10 protein-coding genes and 2 pseudogenes are annotated in these 15510 nt (G+C 69.1%); 3 read left to right on the top strand and 9 right to left on the bottom strand.

The genetic code is table 11. From position 1 onward, the window contains the following. Nucleotides 1-6: 6 nt before the first annotated feature. Genes MFF55_RS17770 through MFF55_RS17760 form a run of 3 tightly spaced genes read right to left on the bottom strand, consistent with a single transcriptional unit; the run spans nt 7 to nt 4580 of the window. On the bottom strand, nt 7-2445 hold the full coding sequence (locus MFF55_RS17770) for a branched-chain amino acid ABC transporter ATP-binding protein/permease (protein ID WP_238245438.1): 2439 nt from the start codon (nt 2443-2445) through the stop codon (nt 7-9). A gap of 22 nt (nt 2446-2467) precedes the next feature. Beyond that, nucleotides 2468-3337: a branched-chain amino acid ABC transporter permease gene (locus MFF55_RS17765; RefSeq protein ID WP_238245437.1), complete on the bottom strand. Its 870-nt coding sequence runs from the start codon at nt 3335-3337 to the stop codon at nt 2468-2470. A gap of 55 nt (nt 3338-3392) precedes the next feature. Continuing rightward, nucleotides 3393-4580: an ABC transporter substrate-binding protein gene (locus MFF55_RS17760; protein WP_238245436.1), complete on the bottom strand. Its 1188-nt coding sequence runs from the start codon at nt 4578-4580 to the stop codon at nt 3393-3395. 192 nt (nt 4581-4772) lie between these two features. Between MFF55_RS17760 and MFF55_RS17755 the strand changes: the two genes are divergently transcribed. Further along, entirely contained in the window at nt 4773-5189 is a 417-nt protein-coding gene (locus tag MFF55_RS17755; RefSeq protein WP_238245435.1) for a nuclear transport factor 2 family protein, read from the top strand. A 4-nt stretch (nt 5190-5193) separates the two neighbouring features. Here MFF55_RS17755 and MFF55_RS17750 read toward each other — a convergent pair whose 3' ends face one another. The 5 genes from MFF55_RS17750 to MFF55_RS17730 form a co-directional block, all read right to left on the bottom strand. After that, entirely contained in the window at nt 5194-5919 is a 726-nt protein-coding gene (locus tag MFF55_RS17750) for a GntR family transcriptional regulator (protein ID WP_238245434.1), read from the bottom strand. A gap of 732 nt (nt 5920-6651) precedes the next feature. Then, nucleotides 6652-6909, bottom strand: a complete 258-nt coding sequence (locus tag MFF55_RS17745; RefSeq protein WP_238245433.1) for a hypothetical protein — start codon at nt 6907-6909, stop codon at nt 6652-6654. A 268-nt stretch (nt 6910-7177) separates the two neighbouring features. Then, entirely contained in the window at nt 7178-10150 is a 2973-nt protein-coding gene (fdhF, locus tag MFF55_RS17740; protein WP_373874828.1) for a formate dehydrogenase subunit alpha, read from the bottom strand. A 106-nt stretch (nt 10151-10256) separates the two neighbouring features. Continuing rightward, nucleotides 10257-11975 (bottom strand): NAD(P)H-dependent oxidoreductase subunit E, encoded by a 1719-nt coding sequence (locus tag MFF55_RS17735; RefSeq protein ID WP_238245432.1) that lies wholly within the window; start codon nt 11973-11975, stop codon nt 10257-10259. Between the two features lie 126 nt (nt 11976-12101). After that, entirely contained in the window at nt 12102-12476 is a 375-nt protein-coding gene (locus MFF55_RS17730) for a hypothetical protein (RefSeq protein WP_238245431.1), read from the bottom strand. A 283-nt stretch (nt 12477-12759) separates the two neighbouring features. Between MFF55_RS17730 and MFF55_RS17725 the strand changes: the two genes are divergently transcribed. Continuing rightward, complete coding sequence (locus tag MFF55_RS17725) at nt 12760-13317, top strand: DUF2059 domain-containing protein (RefSeq protein ID WP_238245430.1); 558 nt, start codon at nt 12760-12762, stop codon at nt 13315-13317. Nucleotides 13318-14283: 966 nt separating this feature from the next. Here MFF55_RS17725 and MFF55_RS17720 read toward each other — a convergent pair. Continuing rightward, nucleotides 14284-15195 (bottom strand): annotated as a pseudogene (locus MFF55_RS17720) (LysR family transcriptional regulator). Nucleotides 15196-15333: 138 nt separating this feature from the next. Between MFF55_RS17720 and MFF55_RS17715 the strand changes: the two are divergent. Next, nucleotides 15334-15510: pseudogene (locus MFF55_RS17715) on the top strand (type 1 glutamine amidotransferase domain-containing protein); the annotation flags it as partial.

The raw sequence follows: 15510 nt of genomic DNA, 5'->3' as shown, positions 1-15510 counted from the left end.
CCGCGCTCACGCCGCCCCGAGATAAGCCGCCTCGAGCCCCTTGTCCGCGGCGAGGTCGGCCGCGCTCCCCATTGTCACGACGCGGCCCTGCTCCAGAACGTAGCCGCGGTCGGCGACAGTCAGGGCGAGTGCGGCCATCTGGTCGACGATCAGGATGGTGACGCCCTGGTCCCGCAACTCGGCGATCACCGCGTAGAGGGTGTTGATCATCGCCGGCGCGAGGCCGAGCGAGGGTTCGTCGAGGAGAAGGATTCGCGGCCGGGCCATCAGGCCGCGGGCGATGGCGAGCATCTGCTGCTCGCCGCCCGACAGCAGGCCAGCCCGGCTCCCCGCCCGCTCGCGCAGGCGGGGAAAACGGTCGAGGAGCGCCTCGACCTCCGCCGGGTCGATGGAACCGCGGCCGTGGGCACCGAGGCGGATGTTCTCGACGATGGTGAGCTCCGGGAAGACCTGACGGCCTTCGGGCACTAGGACGAGGCCGCGGCGCGCGATGGCATGGGCGGGCAGCCCAGAAATCGCGCTGTCCTCGAGGATCACCGAGCCGGAGACGGGCCGCAGCAGCCCTGAAAGCGCCCGCATCGCCGTCGACTTGCCGGCGCCGTTGGCGCCGAGCAGCGCCACGGTCTCGCCCGGCCGCACGTCGAGGGAGAGGCGGTCGAGGACGGGCGCCGCACCGTAGCCGGCGGTCAGTTCGAGGGCGGAGAGCACCGCGTCGGCCGGTCCCCTCCAGGGCGCCGCGCGGGGACGGGCCGGCGTGTCGGCACCGCCGAGATAGGCGCGCAGCACCGCCGGGTCGCGCCGGACGATCGTCGGCGGACCGTTCGCGATCGGCCGCCCCGCGTCCATGACGAGGACGTGGTCGGAGACGCCCATCACCAGCGGCATGTCGTGCTCGACGAGCACCACGCAGATCCCGCAGTCGGCGATGCGGCGCAGCAATCCGCCTAGACGGTCCGTGTCGACGCGGGTCAGGCCGGCGGCGGGCTCGTCGAGGAGGAGCACGCGCGGCCGTCCGGCGAGCGCCCGGGCGATCTCGACGAGGCGCCGGTCGACATGGGGCAGGTCGCCCGCGGGGCGGTCGAGGGGTCCGGCATAGCCGGCGAAGGCGAGGAGCGCGGCGGCCCGCTCCGCGTCGCTCGAACCACCGCGGCGGACGAGCCGGCCCGGCTCGAAGGCGAGGCGGACGTTGTCGAGCACGCTGAGCGAGGCGAAGAGGCGCGTCGTCTGGTAGGTGCGCGCGATCCCGGCCCGGGCGATCCGGTGGGAGGCGAGGCCCGCGAGCTGCCGCTCGCCGAGGTGGATCGTGCCGGCATCGGGTCGGTAGAAACCCGAGACGACGTTGAGCAGGGTGGTCTTGCCCGCCCCGTTCGGGCCGATCACGCTGGTGATCCGGCCGGGCTCTGCCGTCAGCGAAACCCCCTCGGCCGCGCGGATGCCGCCGAAGGCGATGCCGATCCCCTCGACCCGCAGGGATTGGCCATCCGCGCGGGCGAGGAAGCCGCCGATCTCCCCGGCCGGCGGCGGACGGCGATCGGCCTCGCGCGGCAGCAGGTGCGCCAAGCTGCCGACGATCCCGGAGGGGACCAGCCAGAGCACCACGAGGGTGGCGAGGCCGAAGAAGAGCAGGCGGTATTCGGCGAGGCCCGCGAGCGTCTCGGGCAGGAGCACGGTGACCAGCGCGCCGAACAGGGGGCCGAGCACCGTGCCGGCCCCGCCCACCACGACGGAGAGCACGAACAGGATCGATTGCGAGAACGGGAACGAGCTCGGGGCGATGAAGAGCATCAGCGGCGGCAGGATCGCCCCGGCGAGGCCGGTCAGGGCCGCCGAGATCGCGAAGGCCAGGGTCTTCACCCGGACGGGATCGAAACCGAGCGAGGAGGCCGCGACATCCGCGTCCCGCACCGCGCGCATGGCGCGGCCGAGGCGGCTCTGGGCGAGGATGTGGAAGCCCCACAGGCTGAGCCCGGCCCCGATGACGGAGAGGATCGCGAGCTCGCGTTCCGTCAGGATGAAGCCGAACAGGCTCGGGCCGGTCGCGACGACGAGGCCGTTCTGGCCGCCCGTCACCGCGCCGCCCTCGATGAGCCCGTGCTCGACGAGGAAGCCGAAGGCGATCGTCACCATCGCGAGGTAGGGACCCTTCACCCGCATCGCCGGCACGGCGAGGAGGGCCCCGACGAGGGCCGACACCCCTGCGGCGGCCGGCAGGGCCAGCCAGAAGCTGAGGCCTGACAGGGTGAGGATCGCGCTGGCATAGGCGCCGATCGCGTAGAAGCCCGCGTGCCCGAACGAGATCAGCCCCGTGAGCCCGAGGAGCACGTTGAGGCCGGTGCCGGCGATGGTGGTGAGGGCGACGAGCGCGATGACGAAGTGGCTGTAGCCGCTCGTCGCGGCGATCAGGCCGAGGGCGGCAAAAGTCAGGGCCGCGAGGCCGATGGACATCGCCGCTTCGCGCCGCATCGGCTCAGACCTTGTTGACGGCCGCGCGGCCGAGCAACCCGTCCGGGCGCAGCGCGAGGGCCAGGATGATCACCGAGAACACGACGAGCTGGGTGTAGGTGGAGCCGAGGGTCGTGGTGACGCCGGCCTCGACCAGCCCGTAGAGGAGGCCCGCCAGCACGACGCCGGTGGCCGAGCCGATGCCGCCCAGGATCGCCACCGCGAAGGCCTTGATCCCGAACAGCGTTCCCATCTCGGCGGAGACCGAGAAGAGGGGCGCGATCAGCAAGCCCGCCATGCCGGCGAGCAGGGCCGAGAGCGCGAAGGCGCAGGCCACGGTGCGACGCACATCGATGCCCATCAGCCGGGCGGCATCGGCGTTCTGGGCGACCGCCAGGAGGACGCGTCCGAGATCGGTCCGCCGAAACACCGTCCGGATGGCGTAGGCTGCGCCCAGGCCGACCACGGGGATCACGAGCTGCAGCGGGTAGACGCCCGCGCCGAGGATCTCGACGGGCTTCGCGGCCAGTGGGGAGGGCAGGCTGCGCGGCTCCTTGCCGAAGGTGAAGAGCATGGCGTTGTCGAGGACGATGCCGCCGGCCACCGTGGCCAGCAGCCAGGCGTCGGAGCCGCGCTCGACGAAGGGCCGGACCAGCAGCCGCTCCACGGCGAGGCCGAGGAGGGCGCAGCCCGCGAGCGCGCCGGCGAAGGCCAGCGGCATCGGCCAGCCGAGGGTGACGGCGAAGGCATAGCCGAGCACGGCCCCGAGCGTCACCGCGCTGCCCTGCGCGAAGTTCACCGTGCCGGAGACCGCGTAGGTGATGTGGAAGCCCAGCGCGATCAGCCCGTACATGCTGCCGAGCCCGAGGCCGGTCACGAGGGTGCCGGTCAGCATCGCATCTCGCCTCTCCTCGGCGCGAAACTTTCGGCCGTCGTTCGATCGCGGGGGCTCAGTTCGTGACCGCGACGATCTCGCCGTTCTGGAAGCGGGTGAAGACATAGTCCTGCGGGCCCAGGGCATCGTGCTGGCCGGGAGCGAAGGGGTTGTCGTAGGTCTTGATCAGACCCTCGTAGCGACCGACCTTGTAGAAGGCGTCGCGGACCTTCGGCCCCTCCGTCGCGCCGGCCGCCGTGATCGCCAGCGCGAGGAGATGCGTGGCGTCGTAGGCATTGGCGATGCCGACCGCCGGCGTCACGTCGGCCATCGACTTGATCGCCGGGTACTTCTTCTTGAGCGCGTCGAGGACGGCACTCGCCTTCGGCGAGGCGTTTCCGGCGAAGGTGAAGGTCTGGATGAAGTGGACCTTGGCGGCGCTCGGGCCCGCGAGCTCGTCGAAGCGACCGCCGGCAGGCCCCCAATGCGAGACCACCGGGACGGTCCAGCCCATGCGGTCGAGGGACTTCACCACCTGCGCCGAGGGGCCGACATTGCCGACGAGGAACAGGGTGTCGGCGCCCGCCTCCTTCAGGCGGGTGAGCTGGGGCACCATGTCGACGTCGCTGGCCTCGTACTTCTCGATGCCGGCGGCGGGCAGGTTGGCCGCCTTCAGCGCCGCGGTGAGGCCCTGCTGGTTCGATTCGCCCCAAGCGTTGTTGACCAGGATCATGCCGGGCTTCTTGGCCGCGTAGGTCTTCACGGCGTAGGCGACGAGCGCCTCGTCGACGAGGGCATCCACCGCCGAGACGCGGAAGGCGTAATTGTCGGCCGCGCCGTTGCGCGTGATGCCGGTCCCGGCTGCCCAAGGACCGATGAAGGGCACCTTCATCTGGTTGGCGATGGGCACGATCGCCATCGAGACCGGGGTGTCGAGGCCGCCGACCACCGCCACGACGCCGACCCGCTGGATGAGCTCACGGGCCGCGAGCACGCCCTTGGACGGGTTCGCCTCGTCGTCGCGGGCCACCAGCTCGAGGGGCCGTCCGAGCACGCCGCCCCTGGCGTTGATCTCGTCGATGGCAAGGCCGATGCCGCGCGAGATCGCCTCGCCGGACTTGGCCGATTGGCCGCTCAGCGCCGTGACGAGGCCGATCTTCACGGATTCCGCCGCCTGCGCGGGGCCAGCGAAGGCGAGGCTCGCCAGCAGCGCCGTGCCGATCGCGAGACGGCGGGTGATCGCGGGACGAGAGCGCGTGCGCATGGGGAGGGGCTCCGGGCGTTTCCTGTCGGGCCTCACAGCAACCCCTATGCCACCGGCTTAAGCCTTGCGATCACGGGAGAATATCGATCCGAACCGCGAAGGATCGGGTCGTTGTGCCCAGACTTGCACCAAAGTGCATACACTTGTTGCATGCACTTTGGCCTGCTTGCGCCAGAGATCGGAGACCTCAGGATGACCTCGACAGAAACCCTCGACGCGGCGCAGCGCGATGCGCAGATCGTCACTGCCTATCTCGAGGCCTCGATGGTGCCTGACCCCGAGAGGGCTGCGACCTACATGGCCCCGGGCATCGAGATCGTGTTCACCGGTGCGCGCCGCTTCCGCCATCCGCGCGAGGTCACGGCCTTCAATGCCGGCCGCTATGCCTGGGTGAAGAAGCGGATGGAGCGTCTCGATGTCGTGCCGGGCCCCGACGCGACCACGGTCTACAGCCTCGGCACGCTCTACGGGGCATGGCCCGACGGCACATCGTTCGAGGGCAACCGCTACGTCGATCGCTTCACCGTGAAGGAGGGTCGCATCGTCACGATGGAGGTCTGGAACGACAGCGCCGAGCGCCTTCTGACGAGGCACGGCATTACGGCGTGAAGCCTCAAGCCGTTCGGCGTCGCCGGCCCGGGGGCGCCTCGACATAGGGGGCGAGCAGCCGGCCGAGATCGCGCTCTCGCGCCGGTTCGGCCACGATACGGGCCCGCTCGGCCACCGCGTCGAGATGGTGGTCCATCAGGGAGGCCGCCCGATCGGCATCCCCCTCCATCAGCGCCGCCACGATGGCGCGATGCTCGCTCACGGCGCAATCCGAGGAATGCGGCCGGCTGAACAGGGAGAGCGTCAGCGCGCAGCGATAGCCGAGCTCGCTCACGTAGCGATCGAGGACGGGGCTGCCGGTCATGCCGGCGAGCAGCAGGTGGAATTCGGTGGCGAGCCGGATCGACGTCGCCTCCGGGCCGCCGCTCGCGGCCTCCTCCTGCTCGATATGGGTGAGGAGCGCCCGGTGCTGATCCGCGGTCAGGTGCCCGGCGAGGCGGCGCACGACGATGCGCTCCAGGCCGATGCGCACCTCGAAGGTGTCGCGCGCCTCCTGCCAGCTCGGACTCGCCACGGTGGCGATGCGGTTGCGGCGCAGCTCCACCAAGCCCTCGCCGGCAAGCTGCCCGAGCGCCCGCCGCGCGGTGGTCCGGCTGACCCCGAAGCGCTCCCCCAGCGCATCCTCGGGCAGCCGGTCACCAGGCGCCAGGGCCCGCTCGACGATTGCCCGGCGCAGGGACCGGCAGATCGCCTCGGCCCCGTCGGCGCCGCTTCGCCCGTCACCCGCCATCCACCCAGTCCCTCACCCACCAGTCCCTCGCCCATCGGGAGTTCAACCCCTGCTTGGCGATGGGGCAAGCAGGAGTGGGACCAAGTGATCGTGCCGTATGGGTCATCCCGGACGACGTCCAGGGACCGGCGTTGGCTGGTTCCCTCGGAAAGACCGAGGGGGGAAGGCTCGATCGTTTATGTCCTGTCAGCGTCCGTAGGCCACGACCGGACCTTGGCGCCATGCGCAGCAACCGGACCTTGAGCTCCCGACCACCCTCGCCGTCGAGTTCAGCCGAGGCGCTGCTCGAAGCAGACGTGCCGCATCGTTGTTCGGGCTATCGCCTCCCCTGCGTGCGTATGCTCGCCACACGGAGGTCGAGGCTCACCGGCACTTCGATGATCACGGGGCCGATGCGTCCGGGGATTACCATCAAGACTTGCGCGAGCTGCTCGTCGAAGCTCGCGCCGACAGGCCAAGCGCATCTACTGGATCGGCCCAGGTTCCTTTGGGACTGTTCCTCCAAGCGTCGGCGTTCGGATTATTCGAGCAAGCGACCGATGTGAACGTCGCCGGCGCGGACGAGAGAGGGATTTCGGCGACGGGCTGCCACAGGGATGAGATCGCGGCTGCTTCGAAGCGATGACCCGACGAGGACCTGGGATGCGCAACCTCCGCGGCCTGCAGACGCCCCAGGCCGCGATCCGCAAGACCTTCTTGGACGCGGTGCCACTACGCCGTTCCCGCTCACGCCTATACCGGTCGCGCGAGCAGGATCGCGGTACGAACCGCGATACGCTTGGAAGCCGGCTTGGCGTCGGGCGTTGCGAGCACGCCGAGCGCGAAGGGGCTTGCTGCCACAGCAGCATGAAGATCCAGCGCATAGCCATGGCCCATGAGGAAGGCCGACGTGTTCGGATTGGCCATGAAGGCCTCCACCGCGGCGACGACGTCCTCCTCAGGGATCAGCTTCGCCTGGTACAGTTCCGCCGTGGTTGGACGCTTGGCCATCGCGAGAGCAGCCCCCACACTCGCCCATCACGTCCGCCCGCGGGACGGACGGAATTGAATCCACCGGCACCGACCCAGGTTCCGGCTCACGGCCGTTGCGGCGGCTAGGGCAACACTCGAGGTGGCGTGACGTCAGCCTCTCCAGAGAAAGCCGCCTGGACGCATCGGCGACACGCAGGTCGACGACGCGTCCATCCGCTTCCGGTCTTGCCGAACCCCTCCTCAGACCATTCCCGAGCCGCCGCTCAGGTCCGCGGACATCGGTGGTCTACTCGGCCGCGATCGGAGCCCGCTCGATGGCCTCGATCCGCGCCGCGCAGAACTTGAACTCGGGGATCTTCCCGAACGGATCGAGAGCCGGGTTCGTCAGGAGGTTCGCCGCGGCTTCCGCGTAGCAGAACGGCATGAAGATCATGCCGGTCGGCACGTCGCGATCGGCGCGGACCTTCACGTTCAACGCGCCGCGCCGCGTGGCCAGCCGCATGGTGTCGCCGGCCGTGAGGCCGAGGCGATGCAGCTCGCGCGGCGCCATCAGGGCGACCGCCTCCGGCTCGAGGGCATCCAGCACGCCGGAACGACGGGTCATCGAGCCGGTGTGCCAATGTTCGAGCACGCGTCCCGTCGAGAGGATCATCGGGAACTCGGTGTCGGGCACCTCGTCGGGCGAGACGATGTTGGCGGGCACGATCCTGGCGCGGCCGCTCTCGGTGGGGAAGCCGGCATAGAAGATGATCTCGTTGCCAGGCTGATCCGGCGCGTCGACCGGATAGGTCACCGCCCCCTCGCGCTCCAGGCGCTCCCAGGTGATGTTGTTCAGGGACGGCATCACCTGGGCCATCTCGCGGAAGATGTCGGCGGGACCCTCGTAGGTCCAAGACAGCCCCATGCGGTTGGCGAGCTCCTTGATGATCCACCAATCCTGGCGGGCATCCCCGGGCGGCGGCACCACCGGACGGGCCATCTGCACGCGCCGATCCGTGTTGGTGAAGGTCCCCGCCTTCTCGGCGAAGGCCGAGGCCGGCAGCACCACGTCGGCGTGGAAGGCGGTCTCCGTCAGGAAGAGATCCTGCACGACGAGATGGTCAAGCATCGCCAGGGCGTGCCGCGCATGGTTGAGGTCCGGATCGGACATCGCCGGGTTCTCGCCCTCGACGAACATGCCCCGGATCGTGCCGGCATGGATCGCCCGCATGATCTCGACGACCGTGAGGCCGGCCTTCCGGTCGAGGGACTGACCCCAGAAGCTCTCGAACAGCTCGCGGACGGCGGCCTTCTCGACGGATTGGTAGTCGGGATAGACCATGGGGATCAGGCCGGCGTCGGAGGCCCCCTGCACGTTGTTCTGGCCGCGCAGCGGGTGGAGCCCGGTGCCGGGCCGTCCGATCTGGCCGGTGACCAGGGCCAGCGCGATGAGGCAGCGGGAATTGTCCGTGCCGTGCACGTGCTGGCTGACGCCCATGCCCCAGAAGATGATGGAGGCCCGCGACCGGGCGTAGAGGCGGGCGACGTCGCGCAGGGTCTCCGCGTCGATGCCGCAGACGGGCGCCATCTTCTCGGGCGGGAAGTCGCGGATGCGCTCCTTCAGCTCCTCGAAGTTCTCCGTGTATCCGGCGATGTACTGCTCGTCGTAGAGCCGCTCCTCGACGATGACGTTCAGCATCGCGTTCAGCATCGCCACGTCCGTGCCGGGCTTGAAGGCGAGGTGATGATGGGCGAGGCGCGACAGGGCCTGCCGGCGCGGATCCATGACGATCAGCTTGGCGCCGCGGTCCTTGACGGCGTTCTTGATGAAGGTTGCGGCCACCGGGTGATTGACGGTCGGGTTCGCCCCGATGATGACGATGACCTCGGCATCCAGCGCCGCGCTGAACGGCGCGGTCACGGCGCCCGAGTTGAGCCCCTCCATCAGGGCTGCGACCGACGAGGCGTGGCAGAGCCGCGTGCAATGGTCGACGTTGTTCGAGCCGAAGCCCAGCCGCACAAGCTTCTGGAAGAGGTACGCCTCCTCGTTCGAGCCCTTGGCCGAGCCGAAGCCCGCCAGGGCGCGGGGGCCGTGGCTGTCGCGGATCTGCGTGAGACCGCCGGCCGCCCGGTCGAGGGCCTCGTCCCAGGTGGCCTCGCGGAAATGGGTCCAGGGATTGGCCGGATCGACCTGATCGTTGGCGTCCTTGGCCACGTTGTCGAGGCGGATCAGGGGCTTGGTCAGCCGGTGCGGGTGCTGGATGTAGTCGAATCCGAAGCGGCCCTTCACGCAGAGCCGGTTGTGGTTCGCGGGTCCGTCGCGCCCGTCGGCGTAGACGATCCTGTCGTCCTTGACCTTGTAGGAGACCTGGCAGCCGACCCCGCAATACGGGCACAGCGAATCCACCTCGCGGTCGGGGTAGACGGCGCGGGTCTGGTTCGCGTCGAGATAGGCGGCCGGCATCAGCGCGCCGGTCGGGCAGGCCTGCACGCATTCCCCGCAGCTGACGCAGGTGGATTGGCCCATGGGATCGTCGAAGTCGAACACGGGCTTGGTGCCGGCGCTGCGGTAGGCCATGCCGATGACGTCGTTGACCTGCACCTCGCGGCAGGCGCGGACGCAGAGATTGCACTGGATGCACGCGTCGAGGTTGACGCTCATCGCCGGGTGGCTGACATCCGCCTCCCAGCGCGGCGCGGTCGGGAAGCGGCTGTCGCTGAGATGGACGTGGTCGGCCTGGTGCCAGAAGTGGGAATCCGGGTCGTGCGAGGTCGCGCGGGCCGGCTGGTCGGCGACGAGGAGCTCCAGCACCATCGCCCGGGCGCTCTCGGCGCGCACGCTGTCCGTCTTCACCTTCATGCCGACGCCCGGCACCCGCTTGCAGGAGGCCGCGAGCACGCGCTCGCCCTCGATCTCGACCATGCAGGCGCGGCAATTGCCGTCGGGCCGGTAGCCCGGATCGGGCTTGTGGCAGAGGTGGGGAATGTGGTTGCCCAGGCGCTTGGCCACGGCCCAGATGGTCTCGCCGGGAGCCGCCTCGACCTGCTCGCCGTTCAGCTCGAACACCACGCCCGGGATGCCGGCCGGGATGTTCTTGAGACCCAGCGTGCCGCTGGCGACGGGGCCGGCCTGCCCTCCGGATTTCGGGCCCGGCGAGTAGGCGCCACCCGCCTCGGGCGGGGTGCCGGGCCCCTTACCCCCGGCATCCTGCGAGGCCTGCGGGCCCTTGACGAGCGGATCCGTGCCGTCGGGATTGCTGTTCTGGGTGCCGCTGCTCATGGGGTCCTGCTCCCGCCGCCCTGGCTTACGCAAGGTGGCCGCTTCTCGTCAGAGGAACGCGCCGGGCGCGCTTTCCGTGTCACGCAATCCGTATCCGCCGCCCGACCTACTCCGCCGCCTGGGGAAGAGGGGTCGGAAAGAGGTCGGGGAAGAACTTGATCACGCTGGTGAGCGGGTTCGAGGCCGCCTGCCCGAGCCCGCAGATCGAGGCATCGCGCATGCACTGGGCGAGCTCGCCCAGAAGCTCCGTGTCCCAGGCGCCCCGCTCCATCAGCATCCGCGCCTTCTGCGTGCCGCTCCGGCAGGGCGTGCATTGCCCGCAGGACTCGTCCTCGAAGAAGCGCATCAGGTTGAGCGCCGCGCCCCGGACGTCGTCCCGGTCCGACAGGATGACGACGGCCGCCGACCCGATGAAGCAGCCGTACTTCTCCAGCGTGCCGAAATCGAGGGGAATGTCGCTCATCGTCGCCGGCAGGATGCCGCCGGAGGCGCCGCCGGGCAGGTAGGCCGCGAAGCTGTGACCCTCGGCCATGCCGCCGCAATACTCCTCGATGAGCTCGAGCACGGTGATCCCCGCCGGCGCGAGCTTCACGCCGGGCTCGCGCACGCGCCCGGAGACCGAGTACGAGCGAAGGCCGACGCGACCGTGGCGGCCGTGGCTCTTCCACCACTCGGCCCCGCGTTCCAGGAGGTCGCGGACCCAGTAGAGGGTCTCGACATTGTTGATGAGCGTCGGGCGACCGAACAAGCCGACCTGGAAGGGGAAGGGCGGCTTGTGGCGCGGCAGGCCGCGCTTGCCCTCGATCGACTCGATGAGAGAGGATTCCTCGCCGCAGATATAGGCCCCGGCGCCGCGCCGCAGGTGCAGGCGCGGGCCGCCTTCCGGCAGCCTGGCGATCTCGCGCGCCAGGATCTCCAGCGCGATCGGGTACTCGTCCCGGATGTAGAGGTAGACGTCCTCCGCCTCGACTACGTGCGCGCCGATCAGCGTGCCCTCCAGGAAGCGATGGGGGTCCGTGTTCAGGTAGTGCTGATCCTTGAAGGTGCCGGGCTCGCCCTCATCGCCGTTGACGGCCATGAGGCGGGGCCCCGGCTCGCCGCGCACGGAGCGCCACTTGCGTCCGGTGGGGAAGCCCGCGCCGCCGAGGCCGCGCAGGGAGCCGTCGTCGAGGACCGACAGGACGGTCTCGACGGTGAGCGCGCCCGACCGCAGCCGATCCAGCGTCTGGTAGCCGCCGCCTTGGCGATAGGCGTCGTAATCGACATAGCTCGGCAGGTGGGCGTGCGTGTCGCCGGCCGCGACCGCCGCCTTCACGGCCGCGACGTCGGCGCGATGCAGGAAGTTGTGGCCCACCTCGACGGCGGGCGCATGATCGCACAGGCCGACGCAGGGGGCCCGTACGACGCGAACGTCCGGACCAAGCTCCGCTCTCAGAGCCTCTAGCAGCGGCTCCGCCCCGTGCATGGCGCAGGTGATGCTGTCGCAGACCCGGACCGTCAGCGCCGGTAGGGAGGCATCGCCCTCCTTTCGCACGTCGAAATGCGCGTAGAAGGTGGCCGTCTCGAAGACCTCCGCGAAGGCGAGCTTCATCTCGTCGGCGAGGGCCGCGAGATGGGCCGAGCTGATCTGGCCGTAATGATCCTGGATCCGATGCAGGTGCTCGATCAGCAGGTCGCGCTGGCGCGACGCGGTTCCGAGGAGCGCGCGGACGTCGTCGATCGCCTGGGTGTCGACTTGCCGGCCTTTGGGAACGGCACGGGCATCCGCCCGACCGCGGCCAGGGTGATCGAAGCGGCGCACCTGGGAGACATCATGCTGGCTCATGTCCGCATCCTACCCTCTGTATACAAAATACCAAGGTCTTTTGTGTCGCTCCGGACCTGCTGGCGTCGGGAGGACGACGCCAGCAGGTCGCGGCGAGGACCTGACGACCCAGGAATGGCGGGCACCCTACTGCCCGCCGAAGGCGCGTAGCGGATGGCCTGCCTCCGAACGATGGGCCATCTCCACGGCACCCGATGCAGGGTCAATGGCAAAAAGCCGCGGACCGCTGACCGCATCAAGATCGACCTCGAACTGATCCAACACGCCGTTGATTGCTGCGACATCCTCGTGAGTGAACGCGGCGAGGCTGTCCACCCTGATGCAAGCGTCCAGAATAGCGGCATGCAGCCTCTGCATGAGTCCGCCGGTCAAGGGCGGCTTGCTTCCGGCTGCATAGGTTTCCGTGATGATGGTCGACCACTCTTGTGGTCCTCTTGATGGGGCGCTCATGGGCTTTCTCTCTTTCCCGGGACGGTAGCTTTGATCGATGTCGAGGTCCAAGGATGGATCACGGGCCGTGTGAGGCGCAACCGGATGAGCCCTCGACGGATCCTCGGCCATCCGACCAACGCGGCACAGCTGCAGCCGGTCTCGTTCCTGGCCCCCACGCGGTGCTGCCCCGACCCTGGCCCGGGCGATCGATCGGATGAGCCTCGACCCGCTCCGGCACCGAAGCGCAGGATCGGGGAGCAGAATGCTCGCCCCGCGCTCACGCGGGCGGCGTGATCACGCGCCGATCAGGGTGTAAGTCGACCCACCGCAACCCTATCACTCGGATCAGACCATGCGCCCCCTGCTCACCGTCACCAGCCTCTGCCTCAGCGCCGTCATGTCCTGCACCGCTCTCGCACAACCGGCCGCCGCTCCGAAGCCAAGCCCCGGTGCGGCCCCCAGCGCGGCAGCACCGGACCCGGCCACCCTCAAGGCTGCCAGGGACCTCGTGGCGCAGATGCAAGGTGATCGCACCACCGTCCTGGCCGCCATGGGCGCACCGATGGTTGGGCTCATTCAGCAGATGGGTGTCAAGGAGGCCGATCGTGCCCAGGTGCTCGTCCAGGACGTCGTGATGCCCGTCCTGACCTCGCGCTACGACGAACTGATCGACATCCAGGCGCGCAGCTACGCGGCTGCCCTCGGCAAGGAGGATCTGCAGGCCATCGGGGTCTTCTATGCCTCGCCGGCCGGGCGACGATTGGTTGCCGCGCAGCCGCAACTCGCACAGGCGCAGATGACGGGAATGACACAGTGGATGCAGTCCGTCACACCGGAGATGCAGGCCAAACTCGTGCAAGCCATCCAAGCACGAGGCTGGTCCACCGGTGCTCAGCCCAAGCCACGCTGAGGCTCGAGGCGGATCTCGCACGATCCGGATACGCGAACGGCCACGGAAGCTGGAACCCGGTGCGCGTACATCCGGCGTCACCCGATCCCGGCATCGTGGCCGTATCCGATCCAGCGACAGCGCCGCGGCCGGTATGCCCCCGGGATAGGGCCGGGATGATTAACGGTCGGTGAAGGAGCCGATCGAGCAGCCCAGGTCTGCGCCCAGAGGAGGGGCCGCCGGGTCGCCGGCGCCGTCCATACGCCCCCAGCGAGCCCCGCCGCCCGATCTGATCACGGGCTGGCGGGGCACATCGTGTGGGAGGCACGACGGAGCCGATACGCAACCTGGCTCGCCGGCAGGATCGGCGAGGGCCGTTACGCCGAGATGAACCGGGCGTATCCGGGTCAGGCCCGCAATGGGAAACCAGCCGAGACGCGCTCGACACGCCCAGACCCATCGGTGCCCTCTCGCCTGCTGCTCGCGATGGCGCCCGGCATTTCCTCTCCCGAACGATGTCGGGATCAGGAGGTGAGCTCGGCATTGCAAGGATGGTTGGGGCAGGGGCCGGCCAAACCATTCATTGACCATGACGGCAGCAAAGGCCGCCCGGGATGATAGGGTTCTCGCACTGCAACAAACGCGAAAGGTTATCGATCCTATCCACCCTCCCTTAAGGATGAGGGTGCGGGCAATGAGCTCGAAGGTGCTCCTGGCATTGACCGTGTTGGTCTACATGACGACGGGACACGCCCCGAGGATGCGCGAGGTCAGAAACCCGGACGCGGAGCAGGGGTGCTGCCGGGTCATGACCGCGCAGAAGCGGCAATCCGTCTGAAGGCAGCTGGCTGCCGGGCCGCCAGCTTCGAACGCCTCGAGGCGATGGTGACGCCGGGAGGGCCGAACGGGAGCGGGTCAACCGCGGGCGGAGTCCGTCTGACAACATCCGGGGCTGACCTGCCGGCCGAGCTCCTTGCCGTGATCCGATCAGGAACGCTCTGCCGAAGATCGCTTCGCGATCTCGGAGATGATCGACCGCAGCCAACGATGGGCCGGATCGTGGCGATAGCGGACATGCCAGGCCATCTCGACCGGGAAGGTCCCCAGATCAACGGGTGCCGGCACCACTCGCAATCGCGGGTCATCGGCAAGACGTTGGCAGATCAGGCGCGGCAGCGTCGCGCAGTAATCGGTGACCGCGATCACTTCCGGCACCGCGAGGAAGCTGCTGACGGACACCGCGACGTCCCGTCGGAGATCCTGCCGATCCAGCGCCTCGAACAGACCCGCGCGAAGCCGACCGGGCGGCAGCACGTTCACGTGCTTCAGGCCCGCGAACCGCTCCCGCGAGAGATTGTCGCCGACCGTCGGATGGTGCGCCCGCACCACGCAGGCGAAACCGTCATCCATGAGATGCTGAACGACCAGATTGTCCGGCGGATCGGGGATACGACCCAGAACCAAGGCGGTGATGCCGGACGTGACGCCGGTCTCGATCAAGTCGTTGCCGTAGGGCGTGAGCCGAAGCTGGATGCCGGGAGCCACCTCGCCGAGCCTGGCGGCGATGGCCGGAGCAAGCACGAACTCGGCATAACCGTTCGGCGCGATGGTGAGCCGCCGCTCGGACGCGGCCGGATCGAAGTCCTGCTATCCGAGCACCGCATCGTCGATCCTCGCGAGCGCGTCCGCGATGACCGGCGCGAGCTCGAGCGCGATCGGGGTGGGCTGGATCCCATAGCGCGTGCGGACGAAGAGCTGGTCCTGCAGGGTCGTCCGCAGCCGCGCCAGCGCGTTCGAAAGCGCCGGCTGCGTCATGCCTAGACGTTCGGCCGCGCGGGTCACGCTGCGCTCTTCCATGAGCGCGATGAAGATCGGCAGCAAATTGCGATCGTAGCGCACGAGTTATGTAGTTACACGAATGTCTCAAATCCAAAAGATGAATTTCTTGAATATCTCGCGCCGGCCTATGTTGGGGACAGCCGAAGGGGCGAGGCGCATGCCGGCCCCTTCGAACCCTCGAGACGACGGACAGCAACGATGAAGATCCTGATGGTACTGACCTCGCACGACGCGCTCGGAGACACGGGCCGAAAGACCGGCTTCTGGCTGGAGGAGCTTGCCGCCCCCTACTACGTGTTCAAGGACGCCGGTGCGGAGATCGTCCTGGCGTCGCCCCGGGGAGGGCGGCCGCCGCTCGACCCCAAGAGCAACGAG

Source organism: Methylobacterium iners (assembly GCF_022179305.1).
GTDB lineage: Bacteria > Pseudomonadota > Alphaproteobacteria > Rhizobiales > Beijerinckiaceae > Methylobacterium > Methylobacterium iners.
This window is presented reverse-complemented; position numbering and strand designations above follow the sequence as displayed.

Coding starts and splice junctions, on each gene's coding strand:
- MFF55_RS17725 (WP_238245430.1), top strand. CDS start 12,760: ATGCGCCCCCTGCTCACCGTCACCAGCCTCTGCCTCAGCGCCGTCATG.
- MFF55_RS17760 (WP_238245436.1), bottom strand. CDS start 4,580: ATGCGCACGCGCTCTCGTCCCGCGATCACCCGCCGTCTCGCGATCGGC.
- MFF55_RS17745 (WP_238245433.1), bottom strand. CDS start 6,909: ATGGCCAAGCGTCCAACCACGGCGGAACTGTACCAGGCGAAGCTGATC.
- MFF55_RS17755 (WP_238245435.1), top strand. CDS start 4,773: ATGACCTCGACAGAAACCCTCGACGCGGCGCAGCGCGATGCGCAGATC.
- MFF55_RS17765 (WP_238245437.1), bottom strand. CDS start 3,337: ATGCTGACCGGCACCCTCGTGACCGGCCTCGGGCTCGGCAGCATGTAC.
- fdhF (WP_373874828.1), bottom strand. CDS start 10,150: ATGAGCAGCGGCACCCAGAACAGCAATCCCGACGGCACGGATCCGCTC.
- MFF55_RS17735 (WP_238245432.1), bottom strand. CDS start 11,975: ATGAGCCAGCATGATGTCTCCCAGGTGCGCCGCTTCGATCACCCTGGC.
- MFF55_RS17770 (WP_238245438.1), bottom strand. CDS start 2,445: ATGTCCATCGGCCTCGCGGCCCTGACTTTTGCCGCCCTCGGCCTGATC.
- MFF55_RS17750 (WP_238245434.1), bottom strand. CDS start 5,919: ATGGCGGGTGACGGGCGAAGCGGCGCCGACGGGGCCGAGGCGATCTGC.